This window comes from Pantoea sp. CS_6 (assembly GCF_041954745.1).
Lineage (GTDB): Bacteria > Pseudomonadota > Gammaproteobacteria > Enterobacterales > Enterobacteriaceae > Pantoea > Pantoea stewartii.
The window spans coordinates 190697-210545 of sequence record NZ_JAVAYG010000001.1 but is presented as its reverse complement, the minus strand read 5'-3'; the positions used below and the strand labels follow the sequence as shown (position 1 = coordinate 210545).

General features: G+C 50.9%; 16 protein-coding genes. 1 reads left to right on the top strand and 15 read right to left on the bottom strand.

All coding sequences use genetic code 11. The features are described 5' to 3' along the window. Positions 1–47 precede the first annotated feature (47 nt). The 15 genes from RAC90_RS00895 to RAC90_RS00825 all read right to left on the bottom strand — a co-directional run bounded on the left by RAC90_RS00895 (position 48) and on the right by RAC90_RS00825 (position 18038). Positions 48–269, bottom strand: a complete 222-nt coding sequence (locus RAC90_RS00895; RefSeq protein ID WP_375123925.1) for a lysozyme inhibitor LprI family protein — start codon at positions 267–269, stop codon at positions 48–50. Between the two features lie 436 nt (positions 270–705). Beyond that, positions 706–1062, bottom strand: coding sequence for a hypothetical protein (locus RAC90_RS00890; RefSeq protein WP_155489641.1), 357 nt, complete (start codon positions 1060–1062; stop codon positions 706–708). A 445-nt stretch (positions 1063–1507) separates the two neighbouring features. Then, on the bottom strand, positions 1508–2323 hold the full coding sequence (locus tag RAC90_RS00885) for a lysozyme inhibitor LprI family protein (protein ID WP_172912985.1): 816 nt from the start codon (positions 2321–2323) through the stop codon (positions 1508–1510). Next, positions 2320–3270: a glycoside hydrolase family protein gene (locus RAC90_RS00880; protein WP_253274961.1), complete on the bottom strand. Its 951-nt coding sequence runs from the start codon at positions 3268–3270 to the stop codon at positions 2320–2322. The genes RAC90_RS00885 and RAC90_RS00880 overlap by 4 nt, the downstream gene beginning before the upstream one ends. Then, entirely contained in the window at positions 3221–3703 is a 483-nt protein-coding gene (locus RAC90_RS00875) for a type VI secretion system tube protein Hcp (RefSeq protein WP_033742159.1), read from the bottom strand. The genes RAC90_RS00880 and RAC90_RS00875 overlap by 50 nt, the downstream gene beginning before the upstream one ends. Positions 3704–4242: 539 nt before the next feature. Further along, on the bottom strand, positions 4243–5742 hold the full coding sequence (tssC, locus tag RAC90_RS00870) for a type VI secretion system contractile sheath large subunit (protein ID WP_033742163.1): 1500 nt from the start codon (positions 5740–5742) through the stop codon (positions 4243–4245). Then, positions 5742–6272 carry a type VI secretion system contractile sheath small subunit gene (gene tssB, locus RAC90_RS00865; RefSeq protein ID WP_033742165.1) on the bottom strand — a complete coding sequence of 177 codons (531 nt, stop codon included), beginning with the start codon at positions 6270–6272 and terminating at the stop codon, positions 5742–5744. Before tssB ends, tssC begins: the two co-directional genes overlap by 1 nt. 80 nt (positions 6273–6352) lie before the next feature. Further along, positions 6353–7378, bottom strand: a complete 1026-nt coding sequence (gene tssA / locus RAC90_RS00860; RefSeq protein WP_375123834.1) for a type VI secretion system protein TssA — start codon at positions 7376–7378, stop codon at positions 6353–6355. Between the two features lie 10 nt (positions 7379–7388). Further along, positions 7389–8105, bottom strand: coding sequence for a type VI secretion system-associated protein TagF (gene tagF / locus RAC90_RS00855; RefSeq protein ID WP_375123833.1), 717 nt, complete (start codon positions 8103–8105; stop codon positions 7389–7391). A gap of 14 nt (positions 8106–8119) precedes the next feature. Next, the gene (tssM, locus tag RAC90_RS00850) at positions 8120–11746 is read right to left on the bottom strand and encodes a type VI secretion system membrane subunit TssM (protein WP_054633555.1); all 3627 of its coding nucleotides are present in this window, start codon (positions 11744–11746) and stop codon (positions 8120–8122) included. A 3-nt stretch (positions 11747–11749) separates the two neighbouring features. After that, positions 11750–12997, bottom strand: coding sequence for a DotU family type VI secretion system protein (locus RAC90_RS00845; RefSeq protein WP_080752842.1), 1248 nt, complete (start codon positions 12995–12997; stop codon positions 11750–11752). Between the two features lie 16 nt (positions 12998–13013). Then, positions 13014–14354, bottom strand: coding sequence for a type VI secretion system baseplate subunit TssK (tssK, locus tag RAC90_RS00840; RefSeq protein ID WP_054633554.1), 1341 nt, complete (start codon positions 14352–14354; stop codon positions 13014–13016). Positions 14355–14375: 21 nt separating this feature from the next. Next, positions 14376–14879: a type VI secretion system lipoprotein TssJ gene (tssJ, locus tag RAC90_RS00835; protein WP_054633553.1), complete on the bottom strand. Its 504-nt coding sequence runs from the start codon at positions 14877–14879 to the stop codon at positions 14376–14378. Positions 14880–14902: 23 nt separating this feature from the next. Further along, a complete protein-coding gene (locus tag RAC90_RS00830) occupies positions 14903–15499 on the bottom strand; it encodes a hypothetical protein (RefSeq protein WP_033742175.1) in 597 nt (198 codons plus the stop codon). 1078 nt (positions 15500–16577) lie between these two features. After that, positions 16578–18038 (bottom strand): EmmdR/YeeO family multidrug/toxin efflux MATE transporter, encoded by a 1461-nt coding sequence (locus RAC90_RS00825; RefSeq protein ID WP_172677641.1) that lies wholly within the window; start codon positions 18036–18038, stop codon positions 16578–16580. A 345-nt stretch (positions 18039–18383) separates the two neighbouring features. Here RAC90_RS00825 and RAC90_RS00820 point away from each other — a divergent pair, with 345 nt between their 5' ends. After that, positions 18384–19838 (top strand): AMP nucleosidase, encoded by a 1455-nt coding sequence (locus RAC90_RS00820; protein WP_033742179.1) that lies wholly within the window; start codon positions 18384–18386, stop codon positions 19836–19838. The last annotated feature ends 11 nt before the right edge of the window (positions 19839–19849 follow it).

The following is a 19849-nucleotide window of genomic DNA, read 5'->3' as shown; positions in this document are numbered from 1 at the left end:
ACAATATAATATGCACCTGGATTACAACAGGTGCATATTAAAAACAATCAATCGTACGGGATCTGTTCCAACTGTTTAGTTCTTGCCTCATCAAGTTCTGCAATACAATTATTCGTAAATACCGTATAAGGATTACTGTTTTTATCGGCAACATGCGCAAATAACTTACACTGCCCATCGCGATATTTTAGCCAGCTTCGCTGTGACTCAAGAAATATATTCAAATATTCTTTTTTGACTTCAGCTTCGTTTTGAAAGACTTTATCGATGCGTTTCTTTGCCGCCGAGTACTCATTATTTAACTTTTGCTCTGCAGTGTTTTTGTTTTTTCAGCACAAGTAAACACTGCCGGATCACTTGTTTCCTTAGAGCAATCATCCATCGCATAAGCTGAATGACCAAATATAAAAAAGATAAAAGCCAAACTATAAATATATTGCCTGCACATAAAAATCTCCGCCTGTTTATGTTTTCTCAAATAATTTTCTCATTGGCGTCTACCCTCATAACTTTTTACTTGGGAATTATTTTCAATAAAATCCATTAACTTATCGATATCGTTATCGTTATACATGCAGGCTTTCATGGTTCTTTCAAAACCTAGCCCTTGATATGCAAAGTCTACAGCTATATATTTTATAGGAGGTTTAAGGTTTTACAAAGGGGTACTTTCTGGGAAGCCAGAAGTTTTCTAAGATAAATTGATTACCCTCTAACCAGGTATTTAGGGTATATCATTTCAAATAATTCAGCTTGAGCCACACGATTAATAATACCATACTCATTACGGTGTTCTTTTACGAACTTGTCTGACTGTGAAGGCGATAATCGAGCACCTCTCGCCAGAAGAATAACTTCTTCCTGTGGAACACCAGCGTGGATCAGGTCTATTTTCACCGTATCACTAGAACGCCCACCCATATCAAAACCACATCCGATTGTTACGCCAGAAGCTCCTTTAGGCCAATGGATATGACGACTAGATACTGTGCTATTAGGCCTATCATTACCTGCTGCATCAAAATTTATTTTTATAGCGGGAAATACATCAATTTCAACCAATAGTACAAAGGAGTTTAATCATACATCTCATATGCAAACCCCTTTAATTAAAATTAATATATAGCCTTGTTTGGTTTGCTAAAGAGGTTTGATTAAAATTATTTTTGATAAGCCTTACGAAGTTCAGAGAGATTTTTTATATAAGAATTTTGAAAATTTTCAGTAACACTCTGATCGTAATAGACACTGTCATCACCACTTTTTAATCCCAAAATGTAGTAATCATCTCCGTAGTGATCAGGGGCTTCAGTGGTATAAATAACCGCAACGATAGCTCAATCATAAATAGTAATTTCGACATTCTGGATGTAATAAAAACAAGTATGATAAATAAAATTAAAAAACAGGTGAATAAACGAAGTACTCTACATTTTTAGCCAAAAAAAGTACATTTACTCACCTAAAAAAACCACTAGTGTTTTCAACATTCAAGAATTATGAACTTTTATTTGGACTGTTCAACAAGTTCAGAAACTCTATTCTGCATCTTTTCCGAGAGACATTTCTCGTCGCCCTTACATTCATTTCGCTTTTTAATCCAATTATTCTGCGAAACTAGAAGCATTGAAAGTTTAGACTTTACATCGACGTCAATACTTTTTATTTGTTTTACCGCAATGCTATAGGCTTGTGCAACGCTCCTATCCCAACCGGCTAATTCGTTGTTGCTACATATAGCTTTTTCTGTGTCTGTTGACGCTTTAATACAATTGAATGATGGCATGGGTTTGACATTAGCTGGTAACCTTTTTAACAATAAGTAGCTTTGTGAATTCCAGTTAGTGAGCAGTTCACCATCTTTTTTTTCAACGATCCAATTACCAATTTTTTCACCTGAAGGGCCAAACATACCTGACTTGCAATTTACTTCATAAGGAACGACCGTATTTTTAGCAACTAAAGGCAATCCGTAATCATTCGCCAGATCGTTTTTTTCATTTTCGCTTTCGCCGGCTGTGAGGTTAAGCAGCTGAGCTACCGTGATAGGGTCTTTTTTATTATAGGAGGGAGATGCACACCCCTTTGCCACAAGAATCGAACCAGAAATACTGTTTTTGTCGAAATTAATAACTCGCCCAACCAAGTTTGGGTCATTGCTGATAAAGTCAGGTCTTGAAGAGTCATTACCATCTACATAAACATTTTCGACAATCCATTGCCCAATGATATTACTTCCAATATCTCCACTTGCATAACAAGAAGACACAAGCATTAAACTACTTAAAAGGGCTGGCATAAACGTCAATTTATTACTCTTCATAAATCATAAATCCCTTCAAGATAGAGTTTAACTTCAGAATTACGTCGATTAACCAAACCCTTAAAGACTTTACCACCGCTATAGATTATTTTTTTTATCGTTGTCATCGCATCACCGACATTACCCTTATTAATATCATTGGTTACTTTATTTAAAACCCCTCCAGAGTTATATGCGAATGATACCAATGCATCAAATTCATATTGGGTTAACGGTATTGTTATCCTATTTTTAATTAATGTTTCATAATGTGGAACAGTTAATCTCAATAACTCAATTTCCTGCTGCTTTGTTAAATTAATAAGATCTTTATTTTGTACTGCAAAATCAGACGCAGCTTTATGACTTTTCGCTGCTCCTTCAGCTGCTTTAGCAGCAGAATTTGCATCGATACCGATAGAAATAAGCTTTTCTTTTATCTCACTTTGGGTTCGTTCGAGCATGTCATAGCCCGCACCTAAAGTTACACCACTTTTCCCACCAGGCCAATGCAAGTGGTTGCTAACACCACGTAACGATTCTAATTTATAAAGTGCCTGAATTCCACTTTCAGAAAGTTTCATCCCGATTACAAATTGTCTACCCTGAACGCCCTTAATGGGTGGGGGAGGAACTGGCTGTACAATTCTTTTACCTAAAGCCTCCCAGGTTTTCCTTCCAACAATGCCATCAGGATATAATTTATTATCAGTTTGGAATTTCTTTACTGCTAGCTCAGTATTTTTTCCAAATATTTTATCTATTGAAACTTTGTAATTTTTATCTACAAGCAATTTTTGTAAAACTGCAACAGCATCACCTCGATCGCCTAAGCGTAAAAGTGTCATATTAAAATCCCTTTTATATGCAATTGAGTTTATTAATGAAAGAGCAGCCCCTCTCAGGGCTGCAATAAAATTAAGCTTCTTTATTCTCTTTGATGTTCCAGCCCGCGCTGGTTTCTGCACCTTTACCACCAGAAGAGCTCTGCTCCCAGTACTGCTGTTTCACTTTCGCAGCCTGGAATGCATAAGTTACGCCCAGGGTGTCATCGTGCTCTGAACCCACGAACTGAACGTTGGTTACCAGCACATCTTCCAGGGTAATTCGGGTGTATTCGATTTGCGTGCCGCCCGCTTTACAAACTGACACTTCAACCTTAGAAACGTGCTTACCGCTGGCACAGTTTTTCAGCAATGCAGTTACCGCTTTGTCGATTTTGGCATTAATGTGCAGGTCGTTGAAGTTAACTTTACCAGCACCGCCACCGCCGCCCACGCTCATATTACCCGGCTGATTAGCGCCCCAGGAGAAAGAGGTAATATCAATCCAGCCGGTATGGTTAGAATCTTTAGATTCACCCGTAATGCCGTCTACCTTCAAATACATATCAATAGCCATAATATTTACTCTTCGTTATGGAAAAAGTTGTCGCTTTCGAAAAAGCATCTATATGGCAAAGAGAAAAGCATGGGGCTGAATAAAACAGTCCATATTTTACTTTTGCCTCGACTTCGGGAGTGCTACAGGCTTCCCGAAGGGTCCCACTACAATAAACTGCCACAGCAGGAGATTTTTTTGCCGTATCGGTATGTCAAATGAATGCTGACGCACACAAGGCATCCGTCGTATATACGCTAAATTTAATTATGTCGTTCATTCTGTTGCAGGCTGATGACTTAACCCCTATCCATTCTCACAGCGATAACAGAACAGTTAAGCTAATTATTTATCTGGCCGACCTGGAACAGCAAAATATCTGATTGGGCAGCCTGTCATTATACCTTTATAGCCCGGTCGAAACCCGTAGACCTTCTACCGGAGCCAGTATTTTCAGAAAAGGTTTATTTTACGGGAAACAGAATTTTGGAAGTGAAAAAAGTCATGCTTAATCGTCTGAAAAGCACGCCACCTGGACGTGCTTTACATTGCAAAAAAATTTAATTCTCGTTCGACTTCAGCGAAGGGAGCTTCGATACCAGACGCAGCGACACTGTTAATCCTTCCAGCTGATAATGCGGGCGCAGGAAGAACTTCGCCGCATAGTAGCCAGGGTTGTCTTCCTGCTCTTCCACATTCACCTCCGCCGCAGCCAGTGGCTTGCGTGATTTGGTTTCCTGTGAAGAGTTAGCCGGGTCACCATCGACATAGTTCATTATCCAGTCATTCAGCCAGCGTTCCATATCGTCACGCTCACGGAATGAACCAATCTTGTCGCGCACAATGCACTTCAGGTAGTGAGCGAAACGGCAGCAGGCGAACAGGTACGGCAGACGGGCAGCCAGACGAGCATTCGCGGTGGCGTCCGCATCGTGGTATTCCGCCGGTTTTTGCAGCGACTGTGCGCCAATAAACGCGGCGAAGTCAGAGTTTTTACGGTGGACCAGCGGCATAAAGCCATTTTTCGCCAGTTCGGCTTCACGACGATCGCTGATGGCGATCTCGGTCGGGCACTTCATGTCCACGCCGCCGTCATCGCTGGGGAACGTATGGCAGGGCAGGTTTTCCACTGCGCCACCTGATTCCACGCCACGGATGGAGGTACACCAGCCGTACTCTTTAAATGAACGGTTGATGTTGGCCGCCATCGCATAAGCTGCGTTGGTCCAGCTGTAGTTGCTGTGATCCGAGCCATCGGTCTGCTCTTCAAAATCGAAGCTGTCAACCGGGTTGGTACGAATGCCGTAAGGCAGACGAGACAGGAAGCGCGGCATTACCAGGCCCAGGTAACGCGCATCTTCCGATTCGCGCAGGCTGCGCCAGGCGGCATATTCGGTATTCTGGAAGATTTTGGTCAGATCGCGTGGATTCGCCAGCTCCTGCCAGGATTCCATCTGCATAACGCCTGGCGCGGTACCGGTGATAAACGGACAGTGCGCGGCCGCACCGATGCGGGCCATCTCGCCCAGCAGCTCAACGTCCTGTGGGCTGTGGTCGAAGTAGTAATCGCCGACCAGGCAACCGAACGGCTCGCCACCGAACTGGCCGTATTCCTGTTCATAGATTTTCTTAAACAGCGGACTTTGATCCCAGCCCACGCCTTTATAGCGCTTGAGCGTGCGACCCAGCTCCTGTTTAGAGATGCTCATGAAACGAATCTTCAGCATCTCATCGGTTTCCGTGTTATTCACCAGATAGCTCAGACCGCGCCAGGCGCTTTCCAGCTTCTGAAACTCTTCATGGTGAATAATCTGATTGACCTGCTGAGACAGCTTTTCATCAATCTCAGCAATCAATGCCTGAATGGTGCGGTAAGCATCGCTGGAAACGGTCACCGTATTTTCCAGCGCCTGTTGTGCCAGCGTTTTCACCGCGCTTTCTACCGCTTCGCGCGCCTGATCACTCTTTGGACGAAACTCTTTGTTCAGTAAGGCACTAAACTCGTCCTGACTAAAACTGGCATCGCCCTGTGACTGGGGTTGTTGAGAAGTCTGATTCATTATTGCTCCTCCTTCCCTTCTGCGGCATCCGCCTGCTTAGGCACATGCGTCAGCGCCTGCAGCAGGGTCGGATCCTGAAGAATTTTGCCGATAAGCTCTTCAGCGCCATTTTTGCCATCCATATAGGTCAGCAGATTTGAAAGCTGAGTACGTGCTTCCAGCAGGCTGTTAAGTGGTTCGACTTTACGGGCAATGGCATCCGGGGAGAAATCGTCCATGCTTTCAAAAGTCAGGTCAATATTCAGTTTGCCGTCGCCGTTCAGCGTATTGTCGACCTGGAATGCAGCGCGTGGCTTCATGGCTTTCATGCGCTCATCGAAGTTATCGATGTCGATTTCCAGGAATTTGCGGTCGTCAACGCTGGCCTGCGGCTCCAGCGGCTTACCGGCTAAATCGGCCAGTACGCCCATGATGAAGGGCAGCTGAATTTTTCGTTCTGCACCATAAACTTCCACGTCATATTCAATCTGAACGCGTGGCGCGCGATTGCGGGCGATAAATTTCTGCCCACTGGACTTCATTGTTGGCATGGTTCTCTCCATAAATAATGCGCGGTTACTGGCTCGCAGGAGGCGCGCAGGTCTCGCTGCGTTAAGACTTCACTGATAGCTTAGTCGCGGCGTCCAAAAATGTTTTCTAACTGATGTACACCATCCGGCGCAAGGTCGCGAATGATGTCCATAAAGTCGAGTTCGATCAGGCGCTGTACACGGTCAATCATCAACGGTGCCGGATGGCTGGGCTCGTGCTGCGCAAAGTACTGTTTCACTTTTTCCAGCATTAACTGCGCTTCAGCACGCGAGTTAAGCTGAGCACTGCGCCAGTCTGTAGCGGCGCGCGACGCGGCCCTGGGCGCGGTTGGGTTTTCAGTTTCCGGTGCAGACTGTACGGCCGCTGCCAGAGACTGTAACGCGCCGATATCGGTGGCCTGGCAACGCTCATTCAGCATGGCGAAGCTGCGCTGAAGCTGACTCATATCCGGTAAGGCCGTTTCATCCAGCTTTTCAGTCACCAGGCTACGAATGCGCTGCAAACGTTCGCCAATGTCCTGAATGGCCGCAACGCCGGGTTGCTCGCCTCGCGCCAGTTCATCATTAAGACGCGGCAGGCCGCCAGGGTAGTCTGGCACTTCCGTTTTACTGCCGTCACATAATGCAGCGGCATCGCGAAGCGTAATCCCGTCGGAAGCATAACGCAGCAGCCACGACTGGCGCACCGCGCCCGCCAGGGCTGACTGGTCGCCCAGCACGGCCAGGGCATTGATGCGGTAAAAGGGATCGGGCTGGCCATCTTCTTCCAGACGTGGCCACAAGGTTTCCCAGTACTGCGACATGGCCTGCTCAATCAGTTGCAACCCCTGTGCATAGCCGGGCAACCCTTTGAGACGAGTCCAGGCGTGCGTCAGCGTGAGCATGACGCGTAAGTCTTTACTGCGGCTCATTAAATCCAGTGCCAGCTTTTCGACCTTGTTCCAGTCAGCCGGTTCGGCCGGAATGATGGTATTGCCGAACTGCTGCTCGGCTTTGCCTACGCTGGCCTGTTCCATCGCCTGAAAATCCGCATCGTATTCCAGGTTATCCCCGCAGGGATTATCGTGGCTTACCGGTATCAGCAACGTGTCAATATCAATACTCATCCGTTTCGCCTCAGGATTCAAACATAGGAGGATAAAGTCCATTTCGCCCGGGCTTTGCACCGCCCGCCGGATCGAATAACAGCGAAAATAACTGCGCTGTCAGGTTGCCGCTGTGGACATGGGTATAAAGCGGAAAACCGTCGCTCTGATTGGTCCACCAAAAACTGCTTTGAAACTGGGGATCAAAACTCTGTGATGGCAAATTCCAGCTCAGGGTGGAGGCATTATTCTCCCCGCTGCCGATCACCGATAAGATATCCGATGAGGCTTCGCCTTCCTGAGGCTGTGGAAGGGGAATACTTAACAACGCCTGATCAAACTGCTCGGGCGTGCCATCCTCCTGAACCGCCCGCAACAAGGTATTGCCCATCTGGTGATACCAGTCACCGGCGCGGGCCAGCAATAACGGGGCCCATTCCGTTGGCGTAAAGTAGCGCAACGCACAGAGCGGATAATGTCGCCCGACGCTGTCGCGGGCGGCGGTCAGGCAGCCCATCTGAATCAGCTGCGTACCTAACATGGGCGGTATGACAAAATTCCACACGGGCGCTTTAAGAAAGGCCCGGGACGCGGAATGCTCGCCTTCCGCACTGGTTTGCCAGTGATGCAATCCTACCTGAAACCAGTTCGACCACTGGCGCTGCAGGGTATCGGGGAAACGTCGTTTTACGAAATCACCCGAACTGGGCAGTTTGCCGTACCAGCCAGGTGCTGCGTATTGAGTCATAGTCAGATCCTGTTTCAGGGACAGCTAAATGCAGGGAGCTGGAAGGGGTTCCTGATGCTGCCCGGCGTAAAGGACAACGTCACATTATGGCCGTCCACATTAAAGCTGGCTTCGCGCGTCAGTCCGCCGACCGAGGTGACCTGTGCGCGGTCAAAGAAGCGATTAAGCGCCCATGGCCCGCTGGTGGTCAGCGTGGAGGTCGTGCCATTCGTCAGGCCCAGTTGCATGCGCACCTGACTGGTTCCCCCCGGACCGGGCCAGCTGACTAACTGCACCGCCTGTGGACCATGACTGTAGCGTAAGATTTGCCCGTCCACGTCCAGCGTCATATTAAGAATGTCGTTGTCCATTTTTACCGTGCGCAACGTCACGCGGAAAGAAGGCGTGGTGGCACCATTGGCAAAAAACGCATCGCGAATCGACTGAGCCTGCTGGAACGGACGCAGCAGCGCTTCGCCCCCCGGTAACGTTTTACCATCAATGCCCGGCGTGAAACGCCATGCCGCGCGGGTGGTATCCACTTTACTGGCCAGATTGTCCCGGAAGAAGCTGTCCATCAGTCCGCTGCCTGGCGCAAACATGCGCGCCAGGTCGTCAGGCGTGACTTCACTTCGCGCGTTGCGCACTAAAGGATAGCGGCCGGCAATCGCCTGGCGACAGAAACTGCCAACTTCCATGGTAATGCGCTTGCGGACGTTATCCATATCGCGACGCTGTGCATCACTGCTGGCACCGACAGCCATACCGGAGACCATATTTTGCAGCGAGCCAGGCAAACGGCCCGCGCTGGCCTGCAGACGGCTGATCGCATCACTGGAGGGCGCTGGCATTCCGCTGTTCGCCGCGTCCTGTACGGCCGTGAGGTAACGATAGAGATCGTCAATCTGCTTCAGGAAATCATCCACGGCCAGCACTTTGCTGCCCTGCTGCAATGGCTGTGCCAGTTCGATAATCGGTGCGAAATGGGCCGTTACCGCTTGTTCAGGCGTTTGCTGCACCGCACCCTGTTCACCATTCGAGCGCGGCGAGGTAAACAGTGCCTGTAACGTGCGCGTGGCACTGTTATCTGACGCGGCTGCAGCGTTTTTCGCGCTCTTGTCATCAGATTGTGCCCGCGTCAGCGTGAGCTGTTTACTTAAATTAATAACCAGTTGCCGCAGCGGGGAATGGTTACTGGATAACAGACGTGCGGTATTAATACGCTGCGTTAAATCAGCACTGCTGTTGAGCTGGATATCGCTGAGAAACTGCTCCCACTGGCGAATATAGTCCTGAATATACAGCTGACGCACCGCCATATCGGTTTGTTTGCTGTCTTCATGGGCCGTTTCGCCGCCCAGCACCCAGATATCATCCTTGTAGAGGGCATCCGTCACGGGGGCGATCTCTTTATCAACGTGGTTCCAGTAGCCATCGGGCGTGAAAAGTCCGGACACGCCTTCATTCACGGATTTACCGCTTTTACGTGAGAACACCAGTTCGCTTTGCGGCCCACCCAAGGCAGCCAGGGTCACGGGTGACAATGCACTATCGCGTTCCAGCAGGCGTTTCAGGCGTCCGTAAACGCGCTGTGACAGCGGCATCTGACTAATCAGCGCCTGCTCGCGCTTTACCAGCGCGTCATCCTTCGCATAGGGCGAGGACTGGATCTGTGTTTCCAGCAACTGCTGCAGGTGCCACGCCAGCTGTTTCACCTCCGCCTGCGTCACATCCTGAGGCAGTTCACGGGAGATATTTAACATCATCCACGCCTGAAGAAACTTACCGTCATAGTGCTTTGGCTGATACAGCATCTGATAAGCCTTCAGGGCTTCATAGCTGTAATCGGCATCGCTGCCGTTGTCATTGCGTAACCAGCGGGTAATATTTTGCGCCACTTGTGGCATCAACAGTTGTTTAAGTGCGCGATCGTATAACGCCTGCGTGGCGTCACTCACTTCCGTACCCCGATACAGCCCCATGCGACGCGTCAGTGGCGGATGCTCCAGGGAAAAAGACGCGCTTTCCGGCAGGTGCAACAGCGTGTTGAGATAAGGGACCAGCGCAAACAGGTTACCGTTCACCTCTTTTTGCAGTTTGTCACCCAGTTGCTCGACCTGCGGCGTTTTGGCCGCCATCTCCTGCAGATAAGTTTTATTTTTGTTATAGCTGATCAGCCACAATGTCCCCGCAATCAGCACCAGGATAAGCAAGGCCAGGTAGCCCGACCAGAGCCCTACGCGATTACGGAGTTCCCACCAGCGATTGCTGCCCGCCAGGCCCGACTCCTGAAAGATGACGTTTTCCAGCACCCCTTTCAGGAAGAAACTCTGGCCTTTGTTCTGCGGAATCGGGGCCTCTTTATCCACCTTGTCCCAGCTACCTGACTCGCCCTGCTGCTGGCCCGGCAAGTGCAGTGCACGTGTCAGTTCGCCCATCACACGGTCAAATGGCAGCCCTTCCTGGGTGCCGCTGGCGAAATAGATCCCGCGCGGCGCAAACTGCGTTTCGAAATCAGAACGGGCAAAGAGAATATCCAGCGCTTCAGCCAACTGTGGGCGCAGCGCGGCAAATTCTTGTGGGAACAGATAACTTTCTGCCCGCGCCTGCGCATCACTTTCCGCCAGCAGAACATCCGCCAGCCCGGCATCCAGCCGCTGTTGCAACAGAGCATATTCCTGCTGGAACTGGCTGCTCAGTTCGAAATCCGCTGTCGACGCTTTCGCCCATGGGAAGGTAAATCCCCAGATCTGTTCGCGCTGTGTTTTATCCAGGCTGGCAAAATAACTGCGGAAACCTTTTAACAGGTCAGCTTTAGTGACCAGCACATAAACCGGAAAGCGAATGCCCAGTTGATCGTGAAGTTCCATCAGGCGCTGACGCAGCGCCATCGCCTGATTACGCATGGCGTCGGGCGATTGCGACAACAGATCAGCCACGCTGAGTGTCACAATGACGCCGTTTACAGGCTGACGGCCACGGTATTTGCGCAGCAGCGCCAGAAAATGGTGCCATTCACTGGCATCACGCTCCTGCTGACTTTCCTGCGTGGTATAGCGTCCTGCGGTATCCAGCAGGACAGCTTCATTTGTAAACCACCAGTCGCAGTTTCGTGTTCCGCCAATACCGCGTAAGGCCGCTTTGCCAAATTTATCGGCCAACGGAAACTGCAAACCGGAATTCACCAGCGCCGTCGTTTTACCCGCGCCAGGCGCACCGATAATCATGTACCACGGCAGTTGGTACAGGTACTGATGGCTGAAGCGCTGCGCCCAGAAAGGGGCGCCTTTGCTGCTCTGGCGCTGAAAATGCGCCTTTTTTAGCATTTCTGTCGCTTCAGAGAAGCGGCTGGCAAGCACCTGATCCTCACTGGTCAGGCGTTTGCGCTCTTCCTCAGGTGCGTCCGGTTTGCTGGTCTCCAGACTGGACATCAGTTTGCGGTTCAGCCAGTAGTTATACAGACGTGGAATCGCCTGACTCAGGCCCCAGACCACATACAGCAGCGCAATACTGATCATGCGGTTTTGTTCAGACTCCAGCGGCCGGGAATCCACTATCGAGAACACCGGGCCGATGACCCAAATGATAAATGATAACGCTGTGATACCGACGAAGCCCCACGCCAGGCGGCTGGTCAGTATCGAAAACAGGACATTCAGCATGGATTAGTTCCCTCTTGCCAGGCCGTTAAGTTCAGCTTTCGTCGTGTCAGGTGCGACCTGCAGCGTGATTTCAACACGACGGTTGCGGGCGCGGTTCTCTGCACTGTTATTAGGCACCAGCGGGTGCGTTTCGCCCCGCCCTTCCGCTTTGACACGTGACGGATTGGCCAGCTGTTTTTGCAACAGGTTCTGAACGGACTGAGCGCGAGCCAGCGACAGCTCGTAGTTCGACGCAAAACGTGCACTGCGAATCGGCACGTTATCGCTGTATCCCACGACCAGGATTTTCCCGCTGACGTTGTTCATGGCCTCGGCAATGCGCTGAATCACCGCATCGTAACGCCCACGAACTTCCGTTGATCCAGAGGCGAATAAGCCGTCTCCTTTCAGCGTCACCACGCTCTGATCGGCCTCGTCACGCACCGCGACCAGGCCTTCATCGATTTCTGGTTTGAGGAAGGACTTCAGGTTCAGTGACGGCGGCGGCGGCGGTGCCGGATTTCGAATCTGCACTTCGGGCAGTGTCGTCTGATAAATTTTGGCCAGCACCGGCGAGGTGTAATCCCCCAGCCGCCAGTTAAGCACAATGTAGAACAGGCAGGCCGCCAGGCCCGCCAGCGCGGCGCAGGCCCACAGCGGAATCATCGGTCGCCACAGTTTGCGCAACACCGGTTGATCGGTAGGATGCGGCGAAAGCGCAGCGGCAAAACTTCCCCTGACGCTTCGGATCATCTGCAGCAGGCGCTGTTTAATGGTGTCCAGTTGTGAACGCCCGTTGTCGAGTACGCGGTAGCGCCCTTCGAACCCCAGCACCAGACAGAAATAAATTAGCTCCAGTAACAGAATATGCTGTCGCGGATTTTGTGACAGTTTAGCCAGCAGCTGGAAAAACTTTTCGCCACCCCAGGTTTCATTATGAAAAGTTACCAGCAAGCCATTACTGGTCCACACACCGCGGCTGCCCCAGGGCGTCAGCGCAGCGGCTTCGTCCAGCGCCGTACACAGGCAGTAACGTGCGCCAACGATCACTTCGTAGCTCAGACCCGACTGCTGGCAGGCCAGCTCGAAACGACGAATCTGTTCGATAAGTTGCTGGCGTAAACGGGCGGGATCGTCGTGCGATACCGAGTGACGAATCTGGGGAATGGCGTTGATCAGCGGATTAGCTGCGGCTACCAGCGTGTTCTGATGGCTCAGACTTAACTCCTGCTGAAAAGCATCACTGTTCGGTTTGTTTTGTTCCTGCATCATGCCTGCTCAGTTTGAATTATTCTGACTGACTGCGAATGGCCCAGAACTCCATGTTCAGGCCCGGAAACTCACCGGCAAGGTGCAGCGCGAAGGCACCCGATCGTTCCATCTCCTGCCACAGCTCGCTATTTTTATCCAACTCAAAATAGCTGTATCCCGCGTGCCAGGGGATTTGCGGGGGCGCGCCAGGCATGGCTCTCAGGGCCAGCCCCGGAAGCTGCAACTGCACGAGATCGCGAATTTTGGTCACAGGCGCGACCTTCATCTGTGCCGGGAAATGGGTTTTGAGTGCATCGGCGGGAACGCTTGCCTTGACGGCCAGCACAAAGCCAAATTCACGCACCATGCTGTTGTCTGGCACGGTGGCGACGTTCAGGCCGTGTGAACGCTGCGTCAGTGGCAGTTGAATGGCGCTCTCTTCCATGACCTGCGACAGCCCCTGACGCAGCAACAGGGTGAGGCGCGAAAAGCAACCTTGCAGATCATCGTGATCGTAAAGGGGAAGCGCGTCAGGCGTACGGGCCTGCGTCCAGGTTGCCAGTTCCGCGGCCAGTTGTAACCAGTGGCTGTAGAGCGTTTCAGGATGCAGTAACGGCAGGTGCTGCAGATGAGCGTGCAGCCCCAACTGGCGATTAAGGAGCGCCAGCAGCATGAAATCCACCATATCTGCACTGTTAAAACGCCCGGTACCTGGCGCGCGCTGGCTCAGTTGCTGGCTGCGCTGCTGAATCATACCGTGCAAATCCGTCATCATGCTCTGAAGCGGACGACTGCCTGCAAGCGTTAAGGTAGGAGGGATATAGTCATTGTCTAAACGAATGTGGTTGTCACTGCGTTTTTCAACAATCTGCGCCACGCCCATGGCCGTCCACTCTGCGGTCAGATCCTGCTCCAGCATTAACCGCAGGCGAAGCTTGCCAAACTGGACAGTGGCGGTGCCAACAGCCTGCGCGTTGTCATCTTCGACTTCCGTTTCCCAGGCGAGATAGCGCGCCAGAGAATCTGGCGCATCTTCAAACGTTACCGCTTCGCGGCCATTACGCCGCGCGGGGATGGCCAGCACCACTTTCGCCCGGTCAATATTCGCGGGCACGTCTAATGGGGCTGGACCTTGCTGGGGCTGGCTGAAAGCAAAAAACGTCCCATCCGGCAGACATCCACTGGCGGCATTGAGCGCCAGCTTGCCCTGCCGTAACAGCGCTTCATCAAATTCGAGATCGAAAAATCCCCAAATGTAAGGACGTTGCGACTGGCCCCATTCACGCAGCGAGCTTTGCAGAAAATTTTCTGCCTGCTGGAAATGGTGAGGACGCAAAAACATCCCTTCCGCCCAAACAACCTTTTCGGCTCTGTTCATAATCATCCTTTGAAGACGGTGTTATTGCTTAACGGGACGCATACCGGCATCGTCAACGATAATGTTGGCGTTTAGCTCACCATCATTGCTTTTCCAGAACTGCCAGAATGAACTGCTGTCGCTGTCCGGGAAAGGCAGCGCCAGCCGCCACACTTTGCCATCCAGCTTTTGATATTCCGCCATGATGCCGATAAACCGTGCCTCAGGCAGGCTTTTCGCACTCAGCGTTTTACTGAGCTGACCGGACATCAGGAAAAACTGCTGACTGTTAAGCAGCGTATTGCCTAATGCTGTCGCGGGTTGATTCTGTAATGTGAAGAAATCAGCGGACATAAACTCGGCATCCGACGTCAACAGCATGACGCGCACTTTGAGCGGCGCGCCGGCGTTGATGGGGGGATGCGCCTGAAAATTCAGGTTGTAGCGCGCGATATCGGGCTTACTGCTACTGCATGCGGTCAGCAGAAATAGCAGGAAGGGCCAGAGCCATTTTTTCAGGCCAGCGCGCAAGTGGGTATGTGCCATATCTGCCCCTCCCTGCCCCTGACTTAGTTAATGATCCAGGTACCGTTATTGCTGTTCTGGCAGGCCTGGCTGTTGCCATCAACAGAGACACAGGTCTTTTTCTTCGCGGCGGCACGCGCACGACGCTTAGGCTGATCGGCTTTGATGGTTTGGTCGTATAAATCGCTTTTTACCACTGCACGGAAAGGCACATAGCCAATGACTTTGACCGCATTGGTCGGTGCCTGAGGCGCGGCGCCCTTACTGTCGGTGGCTTTCGCGTCAGTTGCGGGGGGTGAAACCGCGTCAGCTTCTTCGCCCAGTGCCAGCCAGTTATTTTCTACCTGACCCACAACGGTATAGGTTTCACCCGTTTTCAGCGTTTCCACGACCTTGCCGCCAAAATCCGGGCGTGTCATCACAGAGGCAGGATACAGGGCACGGTAACTCTCATTGACGGCGGTGAACTGTGCAGGCGCAGCTACGGCATGACGGTGAATCAGGGTAGTGCCATCAACGGTATTGGTGACCATTGTGTCATCTGTCATTTTTGGCGGTGTTTTACAGCCTGCAACAGCAAAAACAAACATCAGGCTTAATGCAATTCGAAAGTTCACCATTTTTTTCATATTTAGTTCCATTAATACCCAAAAAAGTGGCCATTGGCCGGTGGTCAGCGCGTCATATTGTTGCACAACGTCAACTGGACGCCAGATAACGCCAAGTCATTGATTAACAATACAAGTTGCCTGAATAGGAGCGTTGATTGAGTGTAAATTTTATACGATGAGCATGAACAGTATAGGCACAGTTCATAAAACCTGATGACCGGAGAAGCGGGTCGGCTGAATTTCACAAAATACATTCAGCAAACTGACCCATTCCTAAAAGCAAACGGTATTAAAGCAGCCAGATTATGTTTTGGTAAGACACGATTTTTGTTAGGTAATCGTTAAACTTAACGGGGCTGGTTAATCGTTATTCGTGTGGGGAGAATGGTAACATCCTGCTTAAATTCCAGTCGATCTCACACAAATAGCAATAAATCAATGGGTTACAAAAAAATATGCAGCACCATAGCTACCGCACGAGCCTGTACATCCTGCTCGCCTGTGTAAAGTTCTTTTCCATTTATTAACATCTTACACAGCTTTACATATTGCCTTGAAAAATTCAATACAGCTCTCAGTTACGTAACTAAGTAATAGTAATTATGTTTTTTACTAACTCAAACAGATGACAATACGGTGAAACCTGCACATTTCGTACGTCTGATACTCATCTATGGTCTCAGCGCCCCTATCCTTTAGTATAAAAGCTTAAGCCAGATGAATATTTTAAGGTGCCGGATGGCCCTGAACGCTGAGAAAACCGTCAGCTCAAACGCGATGCGTAAGTTGAAAAGAGGAATTAAGTCAAATTTGGCTGTCTGGTCTTTCTGAAACAAAATCAATAACACATATTAATCAAATAGTTAAACGAAGCAATGGCGTTAAATTTAAGAGTATTCCTATCAAGAGGCGATACGCGCGGCCCTGGATTCGAACGCATTTCGTCCGCTTTGCGGGAAAACTGGGCACAGAACCGTCCTGACGAATGACGAAACCTGTGTAGAGGCAGGTAAATGAAAAGCGTGGCAGTATTAAAACAAACTGTGATGATGCGCGGCGCGAAGCTGCCACGCATCATCCCCTCTCACAAACGGGTGGCTGAAGGTATTCAGGTGGATTCTGCCCTGGCGAGCATCTTGCGGTAGTTATTAAGCCATTTTCCGCTTTTCAGTCGCCACCAGAAAAATCCGCCGCGCACCGTCCAGTCAAGGAACATGCCCAGCCAGACACCAATCACGCCCATACCGAGTTCAATGCCCAGCAGATAACCAATAACAACCCTTGCGCACCACATACTGAACATCGATACATACATCGTATAACGGGCATCACGCGCGCCCTTCAGGCCGGCGGGCAGCACCCAGGAGGCGGCCCAAATCGGCATAAACAGGGCATTCAGCCAGATAAGGTGTTTGGTGACGCTAATCACTTCCGGATCGCTGGTGTAGAACCGTGCCAACAGCCCCGCCAGAGGAATGGTCAGTGCAGCAACGCCTGTCAGACAGATTGTAGCCAACAGATAGACGTGCTTGATTTGCCGCTCTGCCTGAAAAACCTGGTATTTACCTAAGCGTTTTCCCGTAATAATGGTCGACGCCGATCCCAGCGCATTACCAGGCAGGTTAATCAGTGAGGCGATTGAAAACGCGATAAAATTGCCGGCAATTTCGTTGGTACCCATGCCCGCCACAAAGACCTGTGTCAGTAACTTCCCGCCGTTAAACAGCACGGATTCAATACTGGCAGGCACACCGATGCTTAAGACTTCAAATAAAATACTGCTGTTCCAGCGCCTGAAATAGCTGGACAGCGAAATTCTCAGTGAGGCGTTGAAGCCAATCATTAACACGTAGATGACCGCTATTGCGCCAATGTAGCGGGTAATTGTCAGCCCTAATCCGGCCCCCACAAAGCCCAGCCCCTTCCATGAAAAACAGCCATAAATCAGCACACTGCTGATAACGATGTTAAGGATATTCATCCCACCGTTAATCAGCATCGGTATTTTCGTGTTCCCTGCCCCACGCAGCGCACCGCTACCAATCAGCGTAATGGCCGCCGCCGGATAACTCCATGCAGAAACCTGCAGATAGCTGAGTGCCAGCGCTTTCACTTTCGGTTCTGCTGCGCCTGCGATGGCGTCAATAATCAGATGCCCCCAGAACTCAATGGCGATAACCAGCACCAGGGCTAATACCGTCATCATTGCCAGCGACTGCCGTGTTGCGGCGCGGGCCCGTTTACCATTGCGTCTGGCCAGGCTAAACGCGACCACTACCGTGGTTCCCAGGTCGATGGCGGCAAAAAAGGAGATGACGACCATGTTGAAGCTGTCTGCCAGCCCGACGCCGGCCATGGCTTCTTTGCCCAGCCAGCTCACCAGGAAGGTACTTAACACGCCCATCAGTAGCACACAGGCATTTTCAAAAAAGATAGGAACTGCAAGAGGCGAAATTTCACGCCAGTACAGCGTGCGGTAAGCGCGACGTTTCGGATACCACGCCGTGCGCTTAATCGCCTGCACCACTGCTACGCCGGGATTTTGCAAAGGAGTACCAAATATGAACATGTCGGGAAAGAACTCTAATGATGGTAGCGTAAAGTGAAATATGCAAAACGTTTTGCATTCCTGTTAAATCATCGTTACACACTTTTCTGCTCTCGCCTTTAGTCGCGCCGAATCGGTGCTGCCATGCTCCGGTCCACCCTCTTGCCTTAGCGAAAGCCATTGCTGCCCTGCACATCCTGATGCTGTCGGGTTAATCCGTTTTTTTACTCAGTGCCGCATGATGCCCACTAGCCTCGCCCATAACAGGCAGCCGCAAAATGCGCGCGATCATAGATTCTTCACCCAATCCGTTGTTAAAACCGCTAAGCTGAGGAGGATTGTGGTAAGAACCTGAAAGGAGAAGTTATGCCAGCCCAACGGAAAAAGCTGACACGCGAACAGGCACTCGATGCGCTTGAGCAACTTTACAATGACGCCGTCGATGCGCTTCGTGCGTCCATCAAGGCCTACACGGAAGAAGGCGTGCTGCCGGACCCCGCCGCGCGTGAGCAAGGCCTGTTTGTTTATCCTGAATTACGCATTACCTGGCAGGGAGACGGACCGCAACAGAATCGCACGCGTGCATGGGGCCGATTTACACATACAGGCAGTTACAGCACCACCGTCACCCGCCCCGCTTTGCTTCGTCATTACATTTCAGAACAGCTGGCGATGCTGGAAAAAGAGTACGACGTGGACATCGAAGTCGGCCCGTCACAGCAGGAGATTCCCTACCCGTATGTAATAGACGGCTCTGACCTGTCGCTGGACCGGACCATGAGCGCCGGCATAGCCCGTCATTTTCCCACGACTGAACTCTCGCAGATTGGGGATGAGACGGCAGATGGCTTGTTTCATGCTGACGCCACCTTTCCCCTTTCCCACTTTGATGCGCTGCGCACCGACTTTTCGCTGGCACGCCTGCGCCACTATACCGGCACGGCCGTGGAGTATTTTCAGCCGTTCGTGTTGTTTACCAACTACACGCGTTATGTGGATGAATTCGTCCGCTGGGCCATCGAACAGGTACGCGATCCGTCAACCCCGTTTGACAGCCTGGTATGCGCCGGAGATGTCATCCTGACGGCTGACACGGAAAACAATGACGCGATGCTGTCCGATCTGGCCTGGAAAAAACATCAGATGCCTGCCTGGCATCTGACATCACCGCATCGTCGCGGCATCACGCTGATCAATATCGGTGTGGGTCCTTCCAATGCCAAAACCATCTGCGATCATCTTGCCGTCATTCGCCCTCATGCCTGGCTGATGATAGGTCACTGCGGCGGCCTGCGTGAAAGTCAGCGTATTGGGGATTACGTGCTGGCCCATGCGTATTTGCGTGACGATCATGTACTGGATAGCGTGCTGCCACCGGATATCCCGATTCCCAGCATCGCCGAAGTTCAGCGCGCCCTCTACGATGCCACCAAATCGGTCAGCGGTATGCCCGGCGAAGAAGTCAAAGAGCGCCTGCGCACCGGTACTGTTGTCACCACCGATGACCGTAACTGGGAGCTGCGTTACTCGGCTTCGGCCCTGCGCTTTAATCTCAGCCGCGCCGTGGCGGTGGATATGGAAAGTGCCACCATTGCCGCCCAGGGTTACCGCTTCCGGGTGCCTTATGGCACGTTACTCTGTGTTTCCGATAAACCGTTACACGGCGAAATTAAGCTGCCCGGTCAGGCGAATCGCTTTTACGACGGCGCCATCTCTGAACACCTGCAGATTGGGATTCAGGCGGTAGAGCTGTTACGGGCTGAGGGTGACAAGTTACATTCGCGTAAACTGCGAACGTTTAACGAACCCCCGTTCCGTTAAAGAGTAAAATC